Genomic DNA, 24610 nt, shown 5'->3' with positions numbered 1-24610 from the left:
CTCACACCCCCGCCCAGCGGCGCGACCAGCGCTGCAACAGATTGATCACCAGCAGCATGGCGAAGGACAGGATCAGCATGGCGATGCCGACCGAGGCGGCACCGGCATAATTGAACTGTTCCAACTTGATCACGATCAGCAGCGGCGCAATTTCCGATACCATCGGCATGTTGCCGGCGATGAAGATCACCGACCCATATTCACCGACGGCGCGCGCCAGGGCCAGGGCGAACCCGGTCAGCAAGGCCGGGAAGATCACGGGGAAGATGACCCGGACAAAGGTTTCGAAACGCGATGCCCCCAGGCAGGCCGCCGCCTCCTCCAGCTCCGTATCCAGTTCCTCCAGCACGGGCTGTACCGTGCGGACCACAAAGGGCAGGCCGATGAAGGTCAGCGCCACCACCACGCCCAACGGCGTGTAGGCGACCTTGATGCCCAGCGGGTCCAGATACTGCCCCACCCAGCCATTGGGGGCGTAAAGCGAGGTCAACGCGATGCCGGCCACGGCCGTGGGCAGGGCGAAGGGCAGATCGACAATGGCGTCCACCACCCGCCGGCCCGGAAAATCATAGCGCACCAGCACCCAGGCCACGGCCAGCCCGAAGACCGCATTGATGGCGGCCGCCGCAAAGGCCGCGCCGAAGGACAGGCGCAATGCCGCCAACACACGCGGCTCGGTCACCTGATTGATGAAGCCCGACAGGCCGATATCCCACGGGCGGAGCATCAGGGCCGCCAGCGGGATCAGCACAATCAGCGTCAGATGGGTCAGCGTGATGCCCAGCGTCAGGCCGAAACCCGGAATGATGGAGCGGTTGCGCCGCCGGAACAGGGAGAAGCCGGATGAAGCCGTCATGATGCGCCCCCGGGGGCGGCATCCACGCGGCGAAGCGGGGATGGAAACGAAGGCAAGGCAAAGTTCCTGTCCATATCCGCCCCCTTTCGACACGCATGCCCCGCCGGTCCCATTGGGGTCCGGCGGGGTGCGTCTGGGGGTCAGGGTAATTCACTTCCCCACCGCCACCAAGGGCCGTGGTTGTTCATGCAAGTATCACTGACCGGGCTTGTAAATCTCGTCGAAGACGCCGCCATCGGCGAAATGGGCCTTCTGTGCCACGCTCCAGCCGCCGAACTTCGAGATGTCGAACAGCTTGATGTTGGGGAAACGGTCGGCATATTTCTGGGCCAGTTGCGGCAGACGCGGACGGTAATAGTTCCTGGCCGCGATCTCCTGGCCTTCGGGCGTGTAGAGATAGGTCAGGTAGGCTTCTGCCACCTTGCGGGTGCCCTTGCGGTCGACATTCTTGTCCAGCACGGCCACCGGCGGCTCCGCCAGGATGGAGACGGACGGAACCACGATCTCCAGCTTGTCCGCACCCAGTTCATTGATGGCCAGGAACGCCTCGTTCTCCCAGGCCAGCAGCACGTCACCGATACCGCGCTGCACGAAGGTGGTGGTGGAGCCACGGGCACCGGTATCCAGCACCGGCACATTCTTGAACAGCTTGGCCACGAAATCCTTGGCCGCCGCCTCGCTGCCACCATTCTTGTCGGCGGCATAGCCCCAGGCCGCCAGATAGTTCCAGCGGGCACCGCCCGAAGTCTTGGGGTTCGGGGTGATCACCTGGATGCCCGGCTTCACCAGATCATCCCAGTCCTTGATGCCCTTGGGATTGCCCTTGCGGACCAGGAAGACGATCGTGCTGGTATAGGGCGTCGAATTATAGGGCAGCTTGGCCTGCCATTCCTTGGACAGGAGGTCGGTGTTCTCCGCAATGGCATCGATGTCCGACGCCAGCGCCAGGGTTACGACATCGGCGTCCAGACCGTCGATGACGGAGCGCGCCTGCTTGCCGGAGCCCCCGTGCGAGGCCTTGATCTCGATCTCCTCACCCGTCGTGGCCTTCCAATGTTTGGCAAAGGCGGCGTTGAACTCCTTGTAGAGTTCACGCGTCGGGTCATAGGACACGTTCAGGATCTGCCCGCTGCCCCACACAGGCGAGACCGCCAGGGTGGCCAGAGCGGCGGTGGTGATGGCGACACGCTTGAACCATTTCATCGTGGAAACTCCTTATCCCTAGCAGGCGGCTGCCACGAAGCTGGTTCGTGGCGCTTTAGCGTTTGGTGACGCGGCGCAAGCTGCGCGATCAAATTGCCGCGGCCGATCGGGTAATTCCTATCGGCGATATGGACTTTGTACTCACCCAAAAGGACTGTCAATACGAATTTTTAACGCTGAATGTGTGTTGTTTATCAGACAACAGCATGATTTTCCTGGAAAATATTGTGAAATCGGCAAATATCCATATATTTCAAATTATTATGCTGCTTTTTGTGAAGCGATCAATGAAGGGGGCCGCATCGCTTGTCCCCCTGGCGCGACCGTGTGCACCAAAACAAAAGGGTTAGGGCGCCGCCGTTGCCGGCCCCTGGCGTTCAATTCACACGAATTTTAGCGGAAAATAAAGGGGCCGGCAAGACCGCCCCCCGTCCCCTCAACCACCGCGCTGCCAGACCTTGCTGATCAGGAAGTTCTTGGCCAGGAACTGATAGGTGCGCTTCAACCGGGACTCGGTCTCCGGTTCCTTGTCGATATCGTTGCCGTCCCACATCTCGATCATCTCGTCCCAGACCATCAACGATGTGTGCAACTCGTCACGCATGCGGCGGATAAAGGAAACCTGGGCATCGAAGGTGCGCAGCATGGCCATCACCTCCGATGTCTGCGCATCGACCTGATCGAAAATATCGTCGAAATTGGCGATGGGCGTTTTGGCCAGCGCCTGCATGCGGGCAACATCGGCAACGATCTGTCCGTCACCCTTGAATGTACGCTTGGCCTGCACCAGCCGGGACATGATCTTCTGCACCTGGGCATAACGATCCCGCAGCGCCTCGATATAGGAAAGTTCGCGGGCCAGATAATCGACCTTGTCGACCATCTCCTGCTTACGCTCCTCCGGAAGGCCGAACTGCTTGGCCAGTTTGGAGAAGGCTTCCTGCGCCTTCTGCTTGGTCTGCGGATCCTCGACGATCTGTTCCAACTGGAACCGGTCGGTGATCATCGATTCCCGGCCCGTGATCCAGGAGACCAGTTGCAGGGTCAGCCGTCCGCGCGCGATGGTCAGATGCCGTTCATCGACCCGCCAGGAGGCCGATCCATCCAGCAGCTCGCGCGGGATGCTGTCGCCGGGCCGGATCTCCTTGACGTATTTCAGGCCCTTTTCAACGATGCTCAGCAGACGGGCGTCGTCGCTCTTGTCTTCAATCTGAAAACTTTCGCGCAACGTGCGAAACGGGATCTTGCCCCAGACATCGCCCAAATGAACATTGAGGACGGGGTCGTTATTGTCCTTGGAGAGGGAAAAATAGCCGCCCGGCAACTGGAAGACCTTGCTGGTGAACATGAAATGGGTACTGGCGTCCCCTTTCTGCTCACCCTGGTCCTTGCCCTGGGCATCTGTCGGGTTTTTTTCAGACACTGAAACCATCCGGGCGAACCCGGTCCCCATCGTCCGCGAACATTACGTCGGACAGTATAGCTGCCCCGTGGCTTTTTTCGACTGGAAGCATATCATCCAAAGGGTGGGTTGACGAACCCTTATGTCAATTTCCGGGCTGTGCCTTATCGGAAATGGGCAGACCTTTGTAACCTTACCGGCGCGGGGTCAGTCATTCATCATCTTGGCGCTCTTGATGGCGTCCCGCAGCAGCACGCCCTTGCGCAGGATATTGTCGACGATACGGCCCTGGACCAGTTGAATACCGGCCTTTTCCGCAAACATCAGACCCGATACCGACCCGCAGCGGGCCAGGATGAAACGGCAATTGCTCTGCCCCCGGATCTTCTCCGCGAACACCTCATATTCATGTTCCGACATCATGTCCATTTCGTCGGTCCAGAATATCTTGGCATAGTCGCAGGCCATATATTCCAGGTCCATATGGGTGACCCAGAAATCGTTCAGCCCGTCGATACAGATCTGGTAGCCCTTGGAGGAGGCGAAATCGACCACTTCCTTGTAGGTGTCGATATTCTCCACCAGATCGGCCTTGTTGATCTCCAGGATCACATTGCCGCGCAGATCGGCCGTCAACCGTTCATCGAACTTCACGAACGGTGCCGACATGATGGTCGACAGGTTCAGGTTAAGGCCGATGCGGCGGCCGCGCAGGAAATCGACACCGTAATTCAGCGCCTTCAGCACGGAATTATCCAGGTTCGCCGTAAAATAGCTGAACAGCCATTTATTGGCGGTGATGTCGTAATTAGGCGACAGCCGTTCTTCCAGCGCCTTGATGGCGATATAAAGCTCGAAATACTCGAACTGGTTCTGTTCGCCGTTGGTGATGTCGACCACCGGCTGGTTCAACATGAAGGGCGACAGGTCGAACATCTGCACGGCGCGTTCGATCTTGCCCAGTTCTTCAAGGGTGATGGGCGGCTTCGTCTCCGCCTTGGCGGCGTCGGGTCCGTTTTCCCGCGCCAGACCTTCGATGAACCGGATGACGTTCACGAAGTTCAGCGACAGTTCCATGATCGAATAGAGGCTGTCTTCCCCATAGGGATTGCGCTTCACCATGGAGGTGCGCGACAGCATCAGCTTTTCGATCTTGGAACAGACGTCGGAGATCAGCGAAAACTTGATGCCCTTGTAAAGGACGATCACGTCGTCGTTGGACAGGGAGAACAACTGCAAATAGGCCGACTGGTCAGCCGTCTCCTGCATGGCCCGCTTGATGGAGATGAGATCAAGCTGGCTCTTGTCCTTCAGCAGTGACATGTGGAGATGAATCAGGCGCAGGCCCTGGACCTCGCGCTTGGCGCTTTGCAGCAGCGTCAGCAGTTTCTGGTCGTCATATTCGGGCTTTTCATTCATCGAATTGGCAGACGAACGCTCGCCGGGTTTAACCCGGACCCAATCGCGTTTCGGTGCATTCGGTTGGCGATTCATGAAGCTGCCCTTGCGCCCTTCCGCTGGATGCCGTTGCCGGCGGTTCCCCGATTCCACTGATGGTCGGGCCCGCCTTTGTCTTCCTTTGGGGTTTATACCCTAAAGACATAGGTTCGACTATCCACCATCAGGCAAGTATACAAAATTTTATCTATTGCTCCTACCGTGATTTTCCAACGGTTTGCCTTGGATCGCAAGATGACCAGTCGCATAGAGGCGGGCGCATGGCATGACCACCGGCGACAGGCCGGGCGGCAACATGATTTGTGGGCAAAAACGGGAGGATGGCTGGGGCGCCAGGATTCGAACCTGGGAATGGCGGTACCAAAAACCGCTGCCTTACCGCTTGGCGACGCCCCAACACTGGCCCGATCACGGGCGGGCGGCACCATAGTCAGTTTGAATGCCGGGTGCAATAGGGTCGCGTGCTTTTAACACTGCCCCCTGCGGCGGCTTGGATGTGGCGCACACAAGCGGTCATGCTAAGGTGCGTTTCAGCCCCTATCCCTTGTGTCGGAAAGACCGGTCACCGCCGGAATCGTCTAGAATGCCGCTGAAAATCCCCGCCACCACGCTACGCCGAATCGCCTGTTCCCTTTTGCTGCCGCTGCTGCTGGCCGGGACGGCCCCGTCCTCATCGGCACAGGTGACGGAGCCGAAAAAGCCGACCGTGCAGAAACCGGTCAAACCCACCGTGAAGAAGCCGGTGGCGAACAAGCCGGCAAAGGCGACCGCACCCGCCAAGCCGAAGCGCAGGACGGTGGCCGCTGCCGGAGCGGCCGCGGCGGCGGGCGGCGGGGCGGCAGCCCTGGCGGCGGGCACCCAGGTGGCCCCGGCGCTGCCGGCCACTGCCGATCCCGAATTGAAGGCGATGGAGGCCAAGGCCCGCGACGGCGATGTCGAATCGCAGGTGGGACTGGCCGATGCCCTGACCTCCCAGACGCCGACCAGCGCCCTGGACATGCGCCGCGCGCTGTACTGGTACGGGCAGGCGGCGGCCAAGGGTGATGCCGACGCCGCCTGGACCCTGGCCGAACTGTTCCGCGGCGACCTGGGCATTCCCGACGACATGGAACAGGCGGCCGGCTGGTACCGGAAGGCAGCAGAGATGGGCCACGCCGAAGCCGCGTTCGACCTGGGCCTGCTCTACACCGAAGGATATGGGGTGGAGCGCGACACCAGCGAGGCGGCACGCTGGTTCCAGCAGGCCGCCGATGCCGGCGTGGCGCGCGCGCTCTATATGCTGGGCACGCTGTATGAGCAGGGGGTGGATGGCGCCGCCGATCTGGAAGCCGCACGGGCCTGGTACCGGCAGGCGCAGGAAGCGGGCGACAGCGGCGCCGGTCAGGCGCTGCGGCGGCTGGATGCCGGCGGGCGCAACGTGCAGGTGGCGGCCGGGCCGCCGGCCGGCATGCTGGGCGGCCCGCCGGGCAGCGCCAGCATCCGCCGTTCCACCACATCCGGCAATCTGGCCGGCCGGGATGAGGAGGACGGGGCCGAGGATGACAGCCCTGCTCCGCCCAAGCGCACCGTGACGATCAGCGGTGCGGCCGCCGGCGACCGCCCCATCCCCGTGGATCAGGCCGGCGTGCGGGAGATCCAGACACGTCTGGTCAAGCTGGGCTTCCAAAAGGGCAAGGCCGACGGTTTTCTGGGCAAGCGTACCGTCGCCGCCATCCGGGCCTATCAGAAATCGGTCGGCCTGCCCACGGATGGCAAGCCCACCCAGGCCCTGCTGCACCGTCTGCGGCAGGGGTGAAGGAACATGGTCGAAAAGCCCGCCCCTGGAAAGCCAGCGGCGGGCTTTTTTCTTTTCCGCCACCACCTGCATTTTCCCGCTTGCTCCTGACGCTGCGTCAGGTCCGACAAGGGGCGGGCAAGGAGCATGAAGATGGACAAGGCATTATCCATTGGCGAACTGGCGGAACGGTCCGGCATTTCGGTACGGGCATTGCGGCTGTACGAGGCCGAGGGCCTGATCAAACCGCTGCGCACCCAGGCCGGGCGGCGAGCCTATCAGACGCGCGATGTCGCGCGGCTGCAGCAGATATTGCTGCTGAAAAAGGCCGGCTGCACGTTGGGCCAGATCGGCCGGTTGCTGGACCGGCAGCCCTTTGAGCCGGCCCGGCTGATCGATGCGCAGATCGAGGCGCTGGAACAGACCGAACGCAATCTGACCCAAAGCCTGGGCCTGTTACGCGCGGCCCGCCGCCGGCTTTCCGATGGGGAATGCCTTTCCGTCGATGCCCTGTGCGACCTGATCAAGATGGGAGAACAGAGCATGAGTGAAGAAAATTGGAAGCCGGTGCTGGACCGGTACTATACGCCGGAGGAACAGGAAAAATGGCGGCAGGCCAAGGCCGCCTTTAGCCCGGAAGGGGAGGCCGACTATGCCCGGCAATGGGCCGATCTGGTGGCGGAGATCGAGGCGGCCATCGCCTGCAAGGTAGCGCCGGAGGACGAACACGCCCAGCGGCTGGCCGTGCGCTGGTACGAGCTGCAAAAGCCACTGGTGGAGAAGGTGGGGGTCGAGGTCTGGAACAAGGCCAGCCGCATGTATCAGGAAATGGACCAGTGGCAGACACCGCAGGTCCAGGCCCCGTTCAGTGCGGCGGTCTATGGATTCGCTGTGCAGGCGGCCAACGCCGCCCGCGCCACGGGACTGATCCCACCGCGAAAGGGGTGAGGCTGGTCCCCATCAGTACCAGGGCCGGGCCAGCCCCTCCTGTTCGAATGCCCGGATGACAGCCGGCAAGGATGCCGTGCGGGCCGCGTGGGCGCCCAGGTTAGGCAGGGTCCGGGGCGGGCGGGCGGCAAAGTTCCGCCCCCAGCGGACCAGCATCATCAGCATGAAATCAACGATGCCCGGCCGGTCGCCCGTCAACCATTCCCGCCCTTCCAGCGCCGTCTCGATCACGTCGAACAATTCGTTCAGCCGTGATTCGGCGGCCTGTTTGACACTGTCGGCGAAGGCCGGGTCCGCCACCTGCCGCTCCGGATAATAATAGGCCAGATAGGCGACCTGGACGGAGTTGGTCAGGTGGATCAGCCACTGATAGGCCAGCGCCCGCTCCAGGCTGCCCAGGGGCGGCATCAGACCCGCCGCCGGATGCCGGTCGGCCAGATGCAGCAGGATGGCCGCCGTTTCGAAGACCGGCTGGTCGCCATCCACCAGCGTCGGCACCCGGCCCGTGGGGTTGAGGCGCAGATATGCCGGCATCTGGTGCTGTTTGGCCTGCGTGTCGACCAGGATCATCTCATAGGGGACGCCGATGGTTTCCAGGGCCATGTGCGGCGCCAGATTGGCCATGCCCGAATTCCCATAAAGCTTGTACATCGCCGGTGGGTCCTTCATTGAATGTGCCGGGGGCATGCCCTTCTACGGTGCTTCATCGCCCCTGTCCGCGACAAGATGCGGACCGTTTCGGACAAACGGGCGGGACGCGGACGGCATGGCGGACGGCAGGCGATGGAATACAAGGCGGATGGTGCGGATCGCGGCGCTGACCGTGGCCGGCCTGTTCGGCTTTTCCATCCTGTGGGTGCTGGCCTATGCCGTGCTGCCGGTGCCGGCCACCCCGCTGATGGCCATCCGCGCGGTGGAGGGCAATGGCTGGCGTCATGAATGGCGGCCCATGGCGGAGATCAGCCCCCATCTGGTGCGGGCCGTCATCGCGGCGGAGGACAGCCGCTTCTGCGACCATATGGGCGTGGACCTGGACGCCGTGGAAAAGGCCATGGAGCGCAACCAGACCGGCAAGCGCCTGCGCGGCGGCAGCACGATCAGCCAGCAGGTGGCCAAGAACGCGTTCCTCTGGCCCGACCGGTCCTGGCTGCGCAAGGGCGTGGAACTCTGGTTCACCCTGCTGGTGGAAAGTTTCTGGTCCAAGCAGCGCATCCTGGAAGTCTATCTCAACATTGTCGAATGGGCCCCCGGCGCCTATGGGGCGGAAGCGGCGGCACGGGCCTGGTTCGGCAAGGGGGCTGGCGATCTGTCCGCCCGCGAAGCCGCCCTGCTGGCTGCCATCCTGCCCAACCCGCAGAAATGGAAGGCCAACCCGCCCGGCCGCTATGTCGCGTCGCGCGGCGGCGTGTTGCAGCAGCGGATGGAGATCGTGCGCCGCGACGCCCTGGATGCCTGTGTCAGATAGGCATCATGCCCGTCTGCCGCCCATAAGCTCAAACTCCGGGCGATTGATATCAAACCGCCTCGCCCCGCGCGCAAAGCCATTGGCCCAGCCGGTCACGCTCCGCCAGGGACAGGTCGTAGAAGGCGACACCCAGGCCGCCATGGCGGCGCCAGGCGACCACCGCGTCACCGGCAATGTCGATCCCATCCAGCGACAGGACAAAGCTGAACCGGTCCTGCGGGTTCAGCAGGCCGCGATAGCCCACGACGCACATGCCGGACCCATTCACCTCTGTCACCGCAAGCGCCTGTTCATTCACCAGGGCCGATACCCCCGCCAAGGGTGGAAAGGTCTGGGGCCGGCGGCGGAACAGGCGGGTCAGCCATCGGCGCAGCGGCGGCATCGCCGCCACGGGGCGGGTCGGACCGGCATGGGTCTGGACGGTGGCAGTCATGGGACAAGCCTGTGGACAGAACGGTGGACAACGTCAGAATCGCATGGATTCCCAGCGCCTGGATAGTGCTGCCGAAGGCCACACACCAAAGGCGTAGGTGTCGCACCCTCACCCTGGCGATTTGACTAGGCCGCCCCGCTGTCACACATTACCGCCCCACCCTGCCGAGCGGAGATGCCCCATGCCCGACGCCCTGCCCATCGCCGATCTGGCCGACCGCGTGCGCGGCGGCGACCGCCGTGCGCTGGCACAGGCCATCACATTGGTGGAAAGCACACGCGCCGATCACCGTGAACAGGCGGAGCTTCTGCTGGCCAGCCTGCTGCCGTACAGCGGACAGGGGGTGCGGGTGGGCATTTCCGGCGTGCCGGGCGTGGGCAAATCCACCTTCATCGAGGCATTCGGCCTGCATGTGATCGATCGCGGGCACAAGGTGGCGGTGCTGGCCATCGACCCGACCAGCCAGCGGACCGGCGGGTCCATCCTGGGCGACAAGACCCGCATGGAATTGCTGTCGCGGGACACCCGCGCCTTCATCCGCCCCTCCCCCGCCGGCAGCACGCTCGGCGGTGTGGCCCGCCGCACGCGGGAGGCCATGCTGCTGGTCGAGGCCGCGGGTTTCGACGTGGTGATCGTGGAGACCGTGGGCGTGGGCCAGTCGGAAACGGCCGTGGCCGACATGGTCGACCTGTTCCTGCTGCTGCTGCCGCCCGCCGGGGGGGATGAGCTGCAGGGCATCAAGAAGGGCATTGTGGAACTGGCCGACATGATCGTCGTCAACAAGGCCGATGGCGACCTGGCCAATGCCGCCCGCCATGCGGAGGCGGAATATCGCCATGCCCTGGCCCTGCTGCGCCCCGCCAACAGCAATTGGCGGGTGCCGGTCCTGTCCTGTTCGGCGCTGAACAAGGTCGGCATCGACGGTATCTGGGACCGGATCGGCGAATATCAGCGCGTTCTGGGCGATGATGGTTCCATCGACCGCCGCCGGGCCGATCAGGCACGCGCCTGGATGTGGAACGAGATCCGGGAAACCCTGATCGCCGCCTTTCAGAGGGACCCGGCCGTGCGGGCCGAACTGTCAGGCCTGGAACAGGCGGCGGCGGCGGGCAGCGTCACGCCGGGGGCGGCGGCACGGCGGCTGCTGACCCTGTTCCGGCGGACGGAGCGCTGAACCGCTTTCCCGGCCGATACCGGGGTCATGATGCCTGACGCTGGCGGCGGGGGCCGTGGGCGGGTTATCCTGTCCTTTCACGCCATTGTCCCTTGTCCATGCCTGGCCCGATGACCGACCTTCACCGCCTGATCGACGCGCTTGCCGGTACCCGCATCCTGGTGGTGGGGGACGTCATGCTGGACCGGTTCACCCATGGCCGGGTGGACAGGGTTTCGCCCGAAGCCCCCATTCCCGTGCTGCGGGTCCAGCGCGAAACGGCGATGCCGGGCGGCGCCGGCAATGTCGTGGCCAATCTGGCGGCGCTGGGCGCCATGCCACAGCTTGTGGCCGTCATCGGCGATGATGCGGCGGGGCGCGAGCTTTGCGCGCTGGGCGCGGGGCTGGGCCTGGACACTTCCGGCCTGCTGCCCGTCGCCGGCCGCGCCACCACCACCAAGACGCGTTTCATCGCCGGGGGGCAGCAATTGCTGCGGACCGACAGTGAAACCGACGCCCCCCTGGGTGACGCCGATGCCGCCCGGCTGCTGGCCGCCGTGGCCGAACGGTTGCCCGGCGCCGCCATTCTGGTCCTGTCGGACTATGGCAAGGGCGTGTTGACGGCGGACGTGACCGCCACCCTGATCGATCTGGCCTCCGCCTTGGGGGTCCGGGTGCTGGTCGATCCCAAGGGACGGGATTATCGCCGCTATCGTGGCGCCCTGTGCATCACCCCCAATACCCGCGAACTGGCCGACGCCACGGGCATGGGGGTACGCGACGATGCCGCGGTGGTGGCCGCCGCCCGTGCGCTGGCCCGCGACTGCGGTATCGGCGCCGTGATCGCCACGCGCAGCGAACAGGGCATGAGCGTGGTGCCCGCCGACGGCCCCGTCACCCATCTGCGGGCCCAGGCGCGCGAAGTGTTCGACGTGTCAGGCGCCGGGGATACCGTGGTGGCCGTGCTGGCCGCATCCATCGCCGCCGGCGCCGATCTGGTGGATGCCGCGACGCTGGCCAACATCGCGGCCGGCATCGTGGTGGCCAAGGTGGGCACGGCCACGGTACGGCCGGGCGAGTTGCGCGATGCCAGCGGTCTGGCCATCGCCACGGGGCCGGGGGCCAAGCGTGTGTCGCTGGACCGCGCCGTGGAACAGGTGGAACGCTGGCGGCGGCAGGGATTGCGCGTCGGCTTCACCAATGGCTGCTTCGACCTGCTGCATCCGGGCCATGTCAGCCTGATCGCCCAGGCAAGGGCGCAGTGCGACCGGCTGGTCCTGGGCCTGAACAGTGATGACAGCGTCCGCCGCCTGAAAGGCCCGACACGCCCCGTGCAGACCGAGGCGGCACGGGCCACCGTCCTGTCGGCGCTGGGCGACGTGGATCTGGTCGTGGTGTTCACCGACGACACGCCCCTGGCCCTGATCAAGGCCCTGCGGCCCGACATCCTGGTCAAGGGGGCGGATTACAATGTGGAAAATGTGGTGGGCGCCAGCGACGTAATGGGCTGGGGCGGCCGTGTCGTGCTGGCCGAACTGACCGAGGGGCAGAGCACGACCAGCACCATCGCCCGCATGAAATAGGCGCCGCGCCGGGCCGGCATCATTGCAGGCTCAGCGGCTCCATATCGTGCTGGCGCACCGTGGCGAAGGCCACGTCCTGACGTTCCACCACCGTCAGGATGGTGCCGTCGGCCGCATGGATGGCATAGGCGGGCTTGCCCTCCGTCTCGGTGGGCTTGACATAGGCCAGGTCATTGACGCCGAAGGCGGCGAAATCCTTGGGGCTCAACCGGCGCAAATACTGGGTGGTCGGATTCATGTCCCCCGAAACTCCACGTCTTCTCCCTGCCCGCGTCCGGCAGGAAACAATAGGGTTGGCGCATCCCTATTTAGGCGGTCAACCGTTGAGATATGGTTTACGGCGTGTGACAAACAGTGCCTGTTTTCAGGCGCCCCCACCTATCCACGACGGTCGGGGGACACGTCGATGGTGCGGGGGCTTTCGCCGGTGCCATTCTCGCCTGTGCCGATCTTGATGGTGCGGACCTTGGGTTCGGGGATCGGGCGGCGCAGATCGACATGCAGCAGGCCATTGTCCAGATTGCAGCCCACCACTTCGATCCCTTCGGCCAGGACAAAGCTGCGCTGGAACTGCCGGGCGGCGATGCCGCGATGCAGATAGATGCGGTTCTTGTCGTCGGCCTGCTTGCCCCGGATCACCAACTGGTTGTCCTCCATCTGGACAGCCAAATCCTCCGAGGTGAAGCCGGCGACGGCCAGGGTGATGCGCAGCCCGTCCGGGCCGGTCTGTTCGATATTATAAGGCGGATAGCCCTCGTTCGCGTTCTTGGCGATGCGGTCGAGCGTGCGTTCGAACTGGTCGAAGCCCAGCAGGAACGGGCTGTTGAACAGCGACAGGCGGGTCGTCACGTCTGGTCCCCTCATGATCGAGCGAGTCCGGGGCTTCACTGTCCCCGTCGGTCCCACCGGCCCTTACAGGCACCGGATGGTCACCATTTGATCGTCCATAAATGGGTATTGCGGGTCGCTGGTCAAGACAAGCCCCTTCATGTCCGCCGCAATCCCCAGAATCTGTGGATAAACCTGTGGGTGCCGGCGGAGTCGCGACCGGATTCCAGCCCGGCCTTGGCCGAAGATTAAAAAATAGGCATTTTTGCAGCAAGAGTTTTCCCCTCATGCCGGGCAATGCCGGGGGGCGGAACCTGGGTCGCGTCAATCACCGGGATGGCGGCGGCGCGCATCTGCTAGTAAAAGGCCATCACCCAATCTGGACAGAGCCCCCGCGCCATGACCATCGATCCCGTCGCCCTGACCCAGGACCTGATCCGCTGCCCCAGCGTCACGCCCGCCGATGCCGGCGCCCTGGGCGTGCTGCAAAGGGTGCTGGAGGAGATGGGTTTCACCTGCCGGCGGCTGGTGTTCGAGGAGGCGGGGACCGACCCGGTCGACAATCTTTATGCGCGGCTGGGGACCGGCAGCCCGAATTTCTGCTTCGCCGGTCATACCGATGTGGTGCCGGTGGGGGACGAGGCATCGTGGACCACCGATCCTTTCGGTGCCGAAATAATTAACGGCAAGCTTTACGGTCGCGGTACGTCGGACATGAAGGGCGCCATCGCTGCCTTCACGTCCGCCGTCAAATCATTCCTTGACCGGAATGGTCCGCCCGACGGCTCCATCTCCCTGTTGATCACGGGGGATGAGGAAGGGCCGAGCATCAATGGCACCCGCAAGGTGCTGGATTGGATGCGGACCAATGGCGAAGTGATCGATGCCTGTCTGGTGGGGGAACCCACCAATCCGCGCGCCATGGGCGACATGATGAAGATCGGGCGGCGCGGGTCGGTGACGGCCACGCTGACCGCCTATGGCGCGCAGGGCCATGTCGCCTATCCGCATCTGGCCGACAATCCCCTGCCGCGCCTGACCAAGGCCCTGTCCATGCTGGCCGACAGCCCGCTGGACGAGGGCACGCCGCATTTCCAGCCCAGCACGCTGGCCATCACCACCATCGATGTCGGCAACCCGGCCAGCAATGTCATCCCCGCCAAGGGCACCGCGAAGTTCAACATCCGCTTCAACGATCTGCACACGCCGAAAAGCCTGGAGGCCCACATCCGCGATGTGCTGGAGGAGGTGGGGGGAACCTGGGATCTGAAGATGGCGGTATCGGGGGAGGCATTCCTGACCCCGCCCGGCGCGCTGGTTGCCACGGTGGCGGGGGCGGTGAAGGCGGTGACGGGCCGGGAACCGGAACTGTCCACCTCCGGCGGCACGTCGGACGCCCGTTTCATCAAGAATTTCTGCCCCGTGGTGGAATTCGGGCTGGTCGGCCAGACCATGCACAAGGTGGATGAACATGTGGATGTAGCCGACATCCGTACCTTGGCCGCCATCTATGACCGCGTCCTGGCCGATTTTTTCGGCAAGGCCGCAGCATGAGCGCGCTGGTTGGGGCCTTGCGGCTGGCCGCGCTGGATGCGCGCGGCATCGCCCTGATCGACCCGTCGCCGGCGGCCGCATGGCGCAACCTTCTGTTGCTTGTGCCGCTGCTGCTGGCCAGTGCCGTGGCCGATCTGGCCACCCTGCCGGACGGGGTGGAACCCATGCCCTACCTGCTGTTGGCGGCCGTTGTGTCGGCAATGCAGATGACGGGTTATCTGCTGATCGTGTCGCGTATCCTGGAGGCGACGGGCCGCGACGACCGGTTCCCGCTTTTCCTTTCCACCTATGCCTGGTGCAGCGTGGTCAACAACGTGGCGGGCCTGGTTGCCCTGTCCGTGGCCTTGAACGCATCGCAAGCGGTGGCGAGCGGCGTCGGCCTGGGGCTGGTGCTGTGGAGCCTCTATTATAGCTGGTTCGCCGTGCGCACGGCCCTCGGCTGCCCCGGCGCGGTGGCCGCCGGTCTGGTGGCACTGGAAATCCTGACCTTGCTGGCGACCGACGCCCTGCCCCTGCAACTGGTTCTGGCTGCGCAGGGCTAGCGGTTTTCGGCAGACCTGAAACCGAGCAGCGTGAAGCGGATCGCTGAAACGGTGCCGTTGTTTGAAACATGCGTAACGGGATAATGCGTGCCAGTCAGATCGACTAAATTTAGCCCCGGCCACCATCCGTCACTATAAAGTTGTGTAATTTTGTAAATTGACTCAAAACGTAGATATAGGCATATTCCAAATTGTGTGGGAGGTAAGGTTTCAGCAAGGGCTGAAACCTGTTTTTCAGATGTTGGTTGCTCGCGGGGAGAAGCGCCATGTCAGGACCGGAACATACAAAGAAAGAGAAACTTGAAACCGCTTTAGGTATATTGTCAGGAATTGCCATTCCATGTGTATTGGGAATCATTGCATATACAGTTGATCAAAGCAGCCACAAATTAAGCTGCTTTGATCAAAGAAAAGTCCTTCAAGAGCAATTGATAAATTACTATTCAAACAAGAATACATTTCAGAACCCAAACATTATGTATTCTCTAATGCACAGCTCTCTTGAGTTTGAAGAAATATGCAATGGTAAAGTGAATATTCTTGACGACCCCCTAAGAATTCAACTGCTGCAAGAGGCGGTACGGGTATCCCCCAACGAACAGATCGCAAAAAAAGCACTTCTGGCCCTTCAGGCGATAAACCAAACCCCTACTTCTGTGTTGTCAGCTCCCCTCGGCCCTCCCGAAGCCGATAGCGCGCCAAGCGGTGCCTCTTCTGGTCAATCCGTTGCTTCGGCTACCGATCCAGGCAAAGCGACGGGTGATACAAAGGCACCCCCCGCGCAGACCGACCCGAACGCCAATCTGCCTCCGCGCGTATATTTCCATATCGCCGATGACAGACAGCGAGAGGCGGCCAGGAAGCTGGAACTTCTGCTTGAAGCGTATCCGGCGAAGCCGGGTGACAATTCCGGAATTGTCGTCCCAGGCATACAGCGCGTCAGCGGTTTCAAGGTCAACGTGCTGCGCTGCTTCAAGGCTGCGGATTGCCGGGATGCAGACCGGATCAAAACCATGATCAACGATCTGCTGACAGCGCCGGTGGTGAAGATAGCCGACCTTAGCGAGCGATTTGAAGCGAACACCGCGATCCGACCCCGCCATTACGAATTGTGGCTGGCGAACGAGATTCAGCTCAAGCAGAACGGATCGACGGAAAAGCCTTAGCCGCGCGCAAGGCTGCCCGCCCACGCAAGCGGGGTGTTTGCATTTGCGTGAAACCGGCCCCTGGGCTAAGACCGGTTACCGGTGTTGGGGTTCCTCCCTTCGCTTGACGGCACTCACCATCGGTAAGCTCAAGACATGACCGATACGCCCCCCAAGGCCCTGGCGGCCAAGGCGCTGCTGCCCACCGGACTGCGTGACCTGCTGCCCCCGGATGCGGAGCATGAGGCGCAGGTGACAGGCCGTCTGTTGAAGGAATTCCATCGCCACGGCTATGAGCGGGTGAAACCGCCGCTGGTGGAATTCGAGGAAGGGCTGCTTTCCGGCTCTGCCGCCGTGCTGGCCAATCAGACCTTCCGCATCATGGACCCCGTGTCCCAGCGGATGATGGGCGTGCGGTCCGACATGACGCCGCAGGTCGCCCGCATCGCCACCACCCGCCTGCGCAAGGCGCCGCGTCCCCTGCGCCTGTCCTATGCCGGTCAGGTGCTGCGCGTGAAGGGCAGCAGCCTGCGGCAGGAGCGGCAGTTCGGGCAGGTCGGCGTGGAACTGATCGGCCCCGACCGGGCCGAGGCGGATGCGGAGATCATCCTGCTGGCCGCGTCCGCCCTGTCATCGGTGGGGGCCAAGGGCATTTCCATCGACCTGACGGTGCCGACGCTGGTGCCCGCTGTTTCCCGTGCCCTTTCCCTGTCGGACGAGGATTACGCCCGTCTGCGCGCCGCCCTGGACCATCGCGACGCGGCGGCCGTGGCCGAGGCGGCCGGCGCCAACGCCCCCCTGTTCCTGGCCATCCTGAATGCCAGCGGCCCGGCCCCCGCCGCCGTGGAACGGCTGGCGGCCATCGACCTGCCGGACGTGGCGCAAAAGGCGCGTCAGGAACTGACCGATGTCGTCCGCCTGATCGCCCAGGCCGACCCCGCCCTGGCGGTAACCATCGATCCCGTGGAAATGCGTGGATTCGAGTATCAGACAGGCGTCAGCTTCACGATCTTCGCCCGCGGTGTGCGGGGCGAGCTGGGGCGCGGCGGCCGCTATCGCACGGGTGGGGCCGATCCGGTCGGCGAAGCCGCCGCGGGCTTCACGCTTTACACCGACACGGTACTGCGTGCCCTGCCCGGCCCCATGCCGGTCAAGCGTGTGCTGCTGCCGCTGGGCACCGATTATGCCGAGGCGCAGGCCTTGCGCGCCCAGGGCTGGCACACCGTGGCCGCCATGGCACCGACCGGCGATGCGCATGCGGAAGCCCGGCGCCTTGCCTGTTCACATCTATTGACGACAGACGGGCCCACGCCCGTCTGACCATCCTGACCGAAACCAACAAAGGGGGCGGGTCCGACAGGGCCATGCTCCCGGACGTCTCACGCAAGCGAGGAATATCATGGCCAATGTGGCGGTCGTCGGGTCCCAATGGGGCGACGAAGGCAAGGGCAAGATCGTCGACTGGCTGTCCAGCCGGGCCGATGTGGTGGTCCGCTTCCAGGGCGGTCACAATGCCGGCCATACGCTGGTGATCAACGGCGTGGTCTATAAGCTGTCGCTGCTGCCGTCGGGCGTGGTCCGCCCCGGCAAGCTGTCGGTGATCGGCAATGGCGTCGTCGTCGATCCCTGGGCGCTGCTGAAGGAGATCGCGGCCATTCAGGAAAAGGGCGTGGAGATCACGCCCGAAACCCTGCTGGTGGCCGAGAACTGCGCCCTGATCCTGCCGCTGCACAGCGCGGTGGACAAGGCGCGTGAGGAAGCGCGCGGCGTCAACAAGATCGGCACCACGGGCCGGGGCATCGGCCCCGCCTATGAGGACAAGGTGGCCCGTCGCGCCATCCGCGTCTGCGATCTGGCCGATGAGGCGGTGCTGGAGCAGAAGGTCGAACAGCTTCTGTTCCACCACAATGCCCTGCTGCGCGGCCTGGGCGCCGAGGAACTGAACAAGGACGAGGTCCTGGCCGAACTGCGCGAGGTGGCGCCGAAGCTGCTGCCCTATAGCGCCGTTGTCTGGAAGCGCCTGGACGAGGCCCGCCGCCAGGGCAAGCGTATCCTGTTCGAAGGCGCGCAGGGCGCCATGCTGGACGTGGATCACGGCACCTACCCGTTCGTCACCTCCTCCAATACCGTGGCCGGCAATGCCGCCGCCGGGTCGGGCATGGGTCCGGGGGCTGTCGGCCATGTGCTGGGCATCACCAAGGCCTATACGACGCGTGTCGGCTCCGGCCCCTTCCCCACCGAACTGCATGACGAGATCGGGGACAAGATCGGCCAGCGTGGGCACGAGTTCGGCACCGTCACGGGGCGCAAGCGCCGCTGCGGCTGGTTCGACGCCGTCATGGTCCGTCAGGCCATCAAGACCGGCGGCATCACCGGCATTGCACTCACCAAGCTGGACGTGCTGGACGGGTTCGAAGAACTGAAGGTCTGCACGGGCTACAAGCTGAATGGCGAGGTGATCCAGCATCTGCCCGCCGGCCAGACGGCCCAGGCGCAGGTGGAACCGATCTATGAAACCTTCGAAGGCTGGAGCGAAAGCACCCAGGGCGCACGTTCCTGGGCCCAGCTTCCCGCCGCCGCCATCAAATATGTGCGCCGGATCGAAGAACTGATCGAGGCTCCGGTGACCCTTCTGTCCACCAGCCCCGAGCGTGACGACACGATCCTGATGAAGGACCCGTTCGAGGATTGATCGTTTCCCGGTTCATTCAGAAACCGGGAAACGGCATCCGCACCACCCTGGCCCGATCTGCCGGAAACCCGCTTTCCGGCAGATCGGCATGGACCTTGCCATCATGCCGCTTCCTGCCCACAATACCCTGAAACAAGTGTTTGAAATCTGGGAAGGGAGTGCATCATGGAACGCCCCACGCAGCCGGCACTGACGCTGGACGAATATCAGGCGCGGATCGGCGCGGAACTGGGCCGGTCCGACTGGCTGGTGATTGATCAGGGTATGATCGACCGCTTTGCCGACCTGACGGGCGATCACCAGTTCATCCATGTGGATCCTGTCCGCGCCGCCGCCACCCCCTTCGGCGGGACCGTGGCCCACGGGTTCCTGACCCTGTCGCTGCTGGGTGCCCTGGGCATGCAGATGCTGCCGCCGCTGGCCGGGGCGGCGATGATTGTCAATTACGGTTTCGACAAGCTGCGCTTCATCACGCCGGTGCGCAGCGGCGGCCGCATCCGGGGCGTCCTGTCGCTGCTGGCGGTGGAGGCCAAGGGACCGGGCCAGTACCTGATGCGCTATGCCGTGACGGTGGAAACCGAGGGCGCGGCCAAGCCGGCCCTGGCCGCCGAATGGCTGGTCATGATGGTGAAGGGGTGACGATCACCCCTTCACCAGTTCCCCCGCCGCGCGGAACAGCAGGTCGCGCGGGCTGATATCGGCCACGAAGGCGGCGAAGTCGCGATCTTCGCCATGCACGACATCGTGATAGGCGTCGAACAGATCCTCATACAGGTGCAGTTCCTTCAGCAGCGCCGTCTTCTGCTGCAACGACGCCTGTTGCATCAGGTCGGTATGCAGCATGGCCAGCCCCGCCACGCGCCAGTCGGCGCCCGCGAAGAACGGGATCAGCACCAGATTTTCCGCCGCGCGATTGCCCGATGAGAAGATGATCCGGCCCAGGCGCAAGGCCCGGCGCTTGCTGCCCGATGCCGCGCGGCCGGTATCATAGCCAGATGCCCGCCCCGCCGACACGCCGACCCGCGCGCCGGCCGCCAGCACGGGCGTACCGTCCTTGCCTTCCCCCTTCAGCGTATAAAGGATGCCGCCCGTCACATTGGTCAGGACCGATGAGAAGGCGATCAGGGTCTGGCGGTCTGCCTCGGCCAGGGATTCGTGCGACACGCCCAGCGCCGACAGGGTGGACAGGATGGACGGCGCCACCTCCCGCGACGGGCGGGAAATGCCGACGGTCACCGTCTTGGCCTGGTGGCGGATGGTGTCGACGGGACGGCTCGTCTCCTCAAACAGCTTGCGCAGCAGCTCCACGCCGCCCGACAGCAGGGCGGCACGATTGTCGGCATCGGCCGTGGACAGGGACACCGACAGGGCAGCCAGTTGCGCCACGGCGCGCGGCGGCAGGGCGGCATCCTGTTCACCATCGGCAATGCGGCGCAGTTCCACGCCGATGGCATCGATGATGGGGGACAGCGGCCGGTCACTTTCGACCAAAGCCTGTTCGATGGCCACGCCCAGGGCGCGGAAACCCTGCGACCGGCGGTCGATGGCGCGCGCCGCATGGAAGCCCCAGAGATGGCCGACCACGGTGGCCAGCACAAAATCCAGACCCGCCCCCGCCGACGGCACGCGGATCACCGCTTCGGCATAGGTGTCGAAACAGGTTTCGCCCTTCGCGGCGATGACCAGCGGCTTGCCGGCATGGGCCTTGAAGATGGCCACTTCCTTGGCCGTATCCTGGGCCAGCAGCGGCGGCAGATCATTGGCGATGACCAGGGTCAGCGGCTCGGTCGACAGGTCGATATGTTTTTTGTCCTCCGTGAAATCCACGGGGATCGACTTGTAGCAAAGCTCCGACAGCTTGATACGGATTTCCTCCGCCGCGATCTTGTTGGGGCCATTGCCCACCACCGCCCAATAGCGGTTCTGCGGCGCATAGCGTTCGGCACAGGCCGCGATCACCGCCTCCTCGTCCAGCACTTCCTGAATACGGGCCGGCAGCCCTTCCAGCGCCACCAGCTCGTCATGCACCTGCGTGGCGGACAGGGTGCCCAGCGCATCGGCGATGCACAGCGCCGTCAGCTTGCCCGCCGCCACCTGGCTGTAGAAGGCCTTGGTGCTGGCCACGGCCATTTCGATGTCGCGCCCGTCGCTGGTGAACAGGTGGCTGTCGGACTTGCGGACCAGCGGGCTGTTGCGGCGGTTGACGATGGCATGGATCCAGGCGCCGGATGCGCGGGCCAGATCGACGGTGCGGTTGGTGTCTGTGGTGGTGCCGGACTGGCTGATGGCGATGACGATGGCATCGTCCAGGCGCACACCGTCCAGATCGGACGACAGTTCCGACGCCTTCGCCGCCTCCACATGGATCGCCGTGCCGGGCAGCGCCTGACGCAGCAGATGGGCCACGCCCATGCCGGCGATGGCGGCCGTGCCCTGGCCCGTCACAAAGATGCGGCGGATGGCGGGGCTGGCCGGATCGGCCAGACGGCGGCGCAGACCCGACCAGATGCCGTCGGGACCCAGGTCGAAGCTGGCCGCGCGGCCCTGGCGGGTATAGCGGCCGACCAGCGTCTTGCGCACCGACGCCGCACTTTCATGCACTTCCTTTTCGAAGAAATGCGCGAAGTCGCCGCGGAAGATGTCGCGGCTGAAAATCTCGATCGTCTCGGGCTTCAGTTCCGTCGCCGCGCCGTCATCAATGGTGCGGGCGGTGATGGAAGCGTCCCCGTCCAGGGTGGACAGGGTCACCTGCAACCCGCCCTTTTCCACCTTGGCCATGGCGATGGAGGAACGGGCGCGCGGGGCCAGACCGTAATTCTCCGACGCGATGATCAGGCCGTCGCGCACTTCGGCCAGGAACAGCGACTGGCCGCTGCCCTTCTGCCCGAAATAAAGCCGCTGCGGCTCCGTCGGGTGCAGAAGGCCGATGGCAACCGACCCTTCGAACTGCCTGAGCGCCGACAGGAACCGGTCTTGCGTGGCGGCGCCCGGCGTCAGACGGAAGGTGACGGGAATGATCTTGGCATCGGTGGTCACCTGGGCCGGCACCTCGTGCCCGGCGGTGCGTACCAGACCGTCCTTCAGCCCCCGGTAATTGTCGATATCGCCGTTCAGCACACACATCGTGTCGGCATCGGGCGCCAGGGTCGGGGCATTGTCCCCGGCCAGCCAGCCCGATTGCGGGTGGCAATTGGGCAGGTTGATGGCCCCGTGCGAAGCCCAGCGCGTATGGGCCAGAATGCCCACCTGATCGGCGCGGGCCGCGATGGACCAGAGCAGGCCATCGGCCCGCACCTTGGCCCGCAAGGTGGCGCCATTATCACCAAGCTGCCCGATCAACTGCGCCACCTTGTAGGTGAAGCGCGCCGTGGCCCCGCCATCGGCCAGGGCGTGGAAGGTGACGGCTCCGTCGGCATCAAAACCGTCGCGCCCGGTCGATGCCGCCTGACGCCGCCAGTCGGCCAGTTGCCCGTCGGAGACGGGGGCCGGCAGGCGCAGTTGCACCGCAAAGCCGGCACTGTCACGCCCGCGCACCTCCAGCCGGTCCAGATTCTCCAGGACCTGTTCGATGGACCAGGCGGCGAAATGCTGGGCACGGGCCGGCGTCGGCACGCCGCCGATCAGCGACAGGGTGCGGTCGATATTGGCCAGAACCTCGTTGCGCAACTGCCAGCCATAATCACGCAGGCGCTCGGCCGTGCGCTCGGCGGCCGGGTCGCGGGCGATGGGGCTGGCCTTCAGTTCCGCCTCCAACCCCTCGATCCGGCTGGCGGCCTGGGAAAGCCGGTCGCGCAGGTCGGCGCGTTCCACCAGGGCCAGATGTGTGGCAAAGGCCATCAGATCATCGAAACGGGCATGCAACTGGTCCAGCACCGCATCAATGCCGGCCAGATCGCCGATCCCGGCATCGCGCAAACCATCGGCCAGCAAGGCGATCCAGGAGACTTCATGATCCCGGTGCCAGGTCAGGTTCGACAGAAAACCCGCAATGCCGCACATGTCCGCGTTCCTTTGTAAAGATACAGCGCTTTGATAGCCCGAGGTCCCCGCCCCGTGCAAACAAAGTGCATGAACTTTGAAAGGGGCGGAATTGCGGTGATGAGAGGCCGGCGGGCAGACAACGGACCAATGGCCGCCCTTACCGCCGGAACCACCCCACCAGTTCCATATGGGCCGACCACAGGAACTGATCCACCGGCCACACATCCGTCAGCCGGTATCCACCCCGGATCAGCAGTTCGGCATCGCGCGCAAAGCTGACCGGGTTGCAGGACACGCCGACGACCGTCGGCACTGTCGAGGCCGCAATCTCCGCCGCCTGCGCCTGCGCACCGGCGCGCGGCGGGTCGAATACCACCGCCTGGAAACGGTTCAGGTCATAGGGGGTCAAGGGATCCCGGAACAGGTCGCGCCGTTCCGCCGTCACCTTGCCCGCCATCTGTCGGGCCCCGCCCATCAGGCTGTCATAGGCGGTGGGGTCGCCCTCCACCGCATGCACCTTGGCCTTGGCGGCCAGCGGGAAGCTGAAGGTGCCGCTGCCCGCGAACAGGTCGGCAATGGTTTCCGCCGCCCCCACCCCGGCCAGGGTCGCGGCGACCAGCGCCTGCTCACCCTGTTTGCTGGCCTGCAGGAAGGCTCCGGGGGCCGGGGAGATGCTGACCGCACCGAAACCCAGCAGGCCCGTGCGGCGCAGGGCGATGGGCTCGGCCGGCTGGCCTTCGCGTCCGCGCCAGGACAGGCGGGCCAGATCCTGGGCCGCCGCGAATTCCGCCAGATGTTCCAGGGTGCGCAGGTCGGGCCGGGCCAGCCCTTCCAGCACCAGATCCACCCCGTCATCCAGCAGCGTCATGGCCACGTCGATCGACTGTCCGTCGGCCAGCAGCGGGGCCAGCGCCTGACGCAGCGGCGTGATCAGCGCCACCAGCGGCGGGGCCAGCACCGCACAGTCCGACAGATCGACCAGCCGGTGTGAATGCGCTTCGTTGAAGCCCAGCCAGACACGGCTGCCGCGCCGGGCGGCGTTCATGACGGCGCGCCGGCGGCTGCCCGGCGGGGTGCGCGACACGGGATGCAGTGTGACATCGTCACCCAGCAGGCCGCAGCGCGACAGCACTGTGGTCAACGCCTCCAGCTTCCACCGGTCATAGGTGGCTTCATCCATATGCTGTGCCACGCAGCCGCCGCAGGTGCCAAAATGGGCGCAGGGCGGTTCCGCCCGGCCCGGCCCTTCCTCCAGCAGGGAGACAGGCACCCCTTCCCAGCCATCGCCGCGATGGGCCCCGAATTTCACCATCAGCCGGTCGCCGACCAGGGTCTGCGGCACATAAAGCCGGCTTCCCTGCCATTCCGCCAGACCATCGCCGCGGCCCCCGACACGGGTGATCACCACCTCCACCGGTCCGCGCGTGGGCGGTTCGGGGGCGGGGCGCTGGGCGGGGCGGCGGGGGGCTTGTCTGCGGGGCGGCATGTGTACGGTTCCGAAATGATATAGAGTGGCCGGTTTTATTTCGAAAACGAAATAAAAGGCCCTTCTGGGGCGCTGTTGGTCTGAATCAACCCTCCCCAGGGCATAGG

At 64.5% G+C, this 24610-nt stretch carries 21 protein-coding genes and 1 tRNA gene; 11 read left to right on the top strand and 11 right to left on the bottom strand.

Annotation, left to right across the window (positions count from 1 at the left end; translation table 11 throughout):
- Window position 1: 1 nt before the first annotated feature.
- The 5 genes from cysT to KBA48_RS05725 form a co-directional block, all read right to left on the bottom strand.
- The gene (gene cysT / locus KBA48_RS05745; protein WP_292904109.1) at window positions 2-856 is read right to left on the bottom strand and encodes a sulfate ABC transporter permease subunit CysT; all 855 of its coding nucleotides are present in this window, start codon (window positions 854-856) and stop codon (window positions 2-4) included.
- A gap of 195 nt (window positions 857-1051) precedes the next feature.
- A complete protein-coding gene (locus KBA48_RS05740) occupies window positions 1052-2059 on the bottom strand; it encodes a sulfate ABC transporter substrate-binding protein (RefSeq protein WP_292904107.1) in 1008 nt (335 codons plus the stop codon).
- A gap of 436 nt (window positions 2060-2495) precedes the next feature.
- Window positions 2496-3482: a hypothetical protein gene (locus KBA48_RS05735; protein ID WP_292904105.1), complete on the bottom strand. Its 987-nt coding sequence runs from the start codon at window positions 3480-3482 to the stop codon at window positions 2496-2498.
- A 186-nt stretch (window positions 3483-3668) separates the two neighbouring features.
- On the bottom strand, window positions 3669-4955 hold the full coding sequence (locus KBA48_RS05730; protein WP_292904103.1) for a hypothetical protein: 1287 nt from the start codon (window positions 4953-4955) through the stop codon (window positions 3669-3671).
- A gap of 285 nt (window positions 4956-5240) precedes the next feature.
- Window positions 5241-5315 (bottom strand) — tRNA-Gln (locus KBA48_RS05725).
- 187 nt (window positions 5316-5502) lie between these two features.
- Between KBA48_RS05725 and KBA48_RS05720 the strand changes: the two genes are divergently transcribed.
- Both KBA48_RS05720 and KBA48_RS05715 read left to right on the top strand, forming a co-directional pair.
- Window positions 5503-6714 (top strand): SEL1-like repeat protein, encoded by a 1212-nt coding sequence (locus KBA48_RS05720; protein WP_292904101.1) that lies wholly within the window; start codon window positions 5503-5505, stop codon window positions 6712-6714.
- A 132-nt stretch (window positions 6715-6846) separates the two neighbouring features.
- The gene (locus KBA48_RS05715) at window positions 6847-7641 is read left to right on the top strand and encodes a MerR family transcriptional regulator (protein WP_292904099.1); all 795 of its coding nucleotides are present in this window, start codon (window positions 6847-6849) and stop codon (window positions 7639-7641) included.
- Between the two features lie 12 nt (window positions 7642-7653).
- On the opposite strand, the gene KBA48_RS05710 is transcribed toward KBA48_RS05715, so the two are convergent.
- On the bottom strand, window positions 7654-8292 hold the full coding sequence (locus KBA48_RS05710; RefSeq protein WP_292904097.1) for a glutathione S-transferase family protein: 639 nt from the start codon (window positions 8290-8292) through the stop codon (window positions 7654-7656).
- Between the two features lie 148 nt (window positions 8293-8440).
- Between KBA48_RS05710 and mtgA the strand changes: the two genes are divergently transcribed.
- Complete coding sequence (gene mtgA / locus KBA48_RS05705; protein ID WP_292904095.1) at window positions 8441-9106, top strand: monofunctional biosynthetic peptidoglycan transglycosylase; 666 nt, start codon at window positions 8441-8443, stop codon at window positions 9104-9106.
- A 49-nt stretch (window positions 9107-9155) separates the two neighbouring features.
- Here mtgA and KBA48_RS05700 read toward each other — a convergent pair whose 3' ends face one another.
- The gene (locus tag KBA48_RS05700; protein ID WP_292904093.1) at window positions 9156-9539 is read right to left on the bottom strand and encodes a PilZ domain-containing protein; all 384 of its coding nucleotides are present in this window, start codon (window positions 9537-9539) and stop codon (window positions 9156-9158) included.
- A gap of 181 nt (window positions 9540-9720) precedes the next feature.
- On the opposite strand from KBA48_RS05700, the gene meaB reads away from it, so the two are divergent.
- Complete coding sequence (meaB, locus tag KBA48_RS05695) at window positions 9721-10713, top strand: methylmalonyl Co-A mutase-associated GTPase MeaB (RefSeq protein ID WP_292904091.1); 993 nt, start codon at window positions 9721-9723, stop codon at window positions 10711-10713.
- Between the two features lie 110 nt (window positions 10714-10823).
- Window positions 10824-12275, top strand: a complete 1452-nt coding sequence (rfaE1, locus tag KBA48_RS05690; protein WP_292904089.1) for a D-glycero-beta-D-manno-heptose-7-phosphate kinase — start codon at window positions 10824-10826, stop codon at window positions 12273-12275.
- Between the two features lie 19 nt (window positions 12276-12294).
- Here rfaE1 and KBA48_RS05685 read toward each other — a convergent pair whose 3' ends face one another.
- Window positions 12295-12513 (bottom strand): DUF1150 family protein, encoded by a 219-nt coding sequence (locus KBA48_RS05685; protein ID WP_292904087.1) that lies wholly within the window; start codon window positions 12511-12513, stop codon window positions 12295-12297.
- Between the two features lie 140 nt (window positions 12514-12653).
- The gene (locus KBA48_RS05680; protein ID WP_292904085.1) at window positions 12654-13139 is read right to left on the bottom strand and encodes an Hsp20 family protein; all 486 of its coding nucleotides are present in this window, start codon (window positions 13137-13139) and stop codon (window positions 12654-12656) included.
- A gap of 363 nt (window positions 13140-13502) precedes the next feature.
- Here KBA48_RS05680 and dapE point away from each other — a divergent pair, with 363 nt between their 5' ends.
- The 6 genes from dapE (at window position 13503) to KBA48_RS05650 (ending at window position 19675) form a co-directional block, all read left to right on the top strand.
- A complete protein-coding gene (gene dapE / locus KBA48_RS05675) occupies window positions 13503-14657 on the top strand; it encodes a succinyl-diaminopimelate desuccinylase (protein WP_292904083.1) in 1155 nt (384 codons plus the stop codon).
- Window positions 14654-15199, top strand: coding sequence for a hypothetical protein (locus KBA48_RS05670; RefSeq protein ID WP_292904081.1), 546 nt, complete (start codon window positions 14654-14656; stop codon window positions 15197-15199). Before dapE ends, KBA48_RS05670 begins: the two co-directional genes overlap by 4 nt.
- Before the next feature lie 266 nt (window positions 15200-15465).
- Entirely contained in the window at window positions 15466-16365 is a 900-nt protein-coding gene (locus KBA48_RS05665) for a hypothetical protein (RefSeq protein ID WP_292904079.1), read from the top strand.
- Window positions 16366-16500: 135 nt separating this feature from the next.
- Window positions 16501-17664, top strand: coding sequence for an ATP phosphoribosyltransferase regulatory subunit (locus KBA48_RS05660; RefSeq protein WP_292904077.1), 1164 nt, complete (start codon window positions 16501-16503; stop codon window positions 17662-17664).
- Between the two features lie 79 nt (window positions 17665-17743).
- Window positions 17744-19036: an adenylosuccinate synthase gene (locus KBA48_RS05655; protein ID WP_292904076.1), complete on the top strand. Its 1293-nt coding sequence runs from the start codon at window positions 17744-17746 to the stop codon at window positions 19034-19036.
- 165 nt (window positions 19037-19201) lie between these two features.
- Complete coding sequence (locus KBA48_RS05650; protein ID WP_292904074.1) at window positions 19202-19675, top strand: MaoC family dehydratase; 474 nt, start codon at window positions 19202-19204, stop codon at window positions 19673-19675.
- A 3-nt stretch (window positions 19676-19678) separates the two neighbouring features.
- Here the strand turns inward: KBA48_RS05650 and KBA48_RS05645 are convergent, their stop codons facing one another.
- Window positions 19679-23035, bottom strand: a complete 3357-nt coding sequence (locus KBA48_RS05645) for an SIS domain-containing protein (protein ID WP_292904072.1) — start codon at window positions 23033-23035, stop codon at window positions 19679-19681.
- Between the two features lie 139 nt (window positions 23036-23174).
- Window positions 23175-24503 (bottom strand): class I SAM-dependent RNA methyltransferase, encoded by a 1329-nt coding sequence (locus KBA48_RS05640; protein WP_292904070.1) that lies wholly within the window; start codon window positions 24501-24503, stop codon window positions 23175-23177.
- Window positions 24504-24610 lie beyond the last annotated feature (107 nt).

Origin of the sequence: Niveispirillum sp., from assembly GCF_017996735.1 — a bacterium.
Lineage (GTDB): Bacteria > Pseudomonadota > Alphaproteobacteria > Azospirillales > Azospirillaceae > Niveispirillum.
The sequence above is the reverse complement of the archived record's forward strand: the minus strand, read 5'-3'. Positions and strand labels throughout refer to the sequence as shown.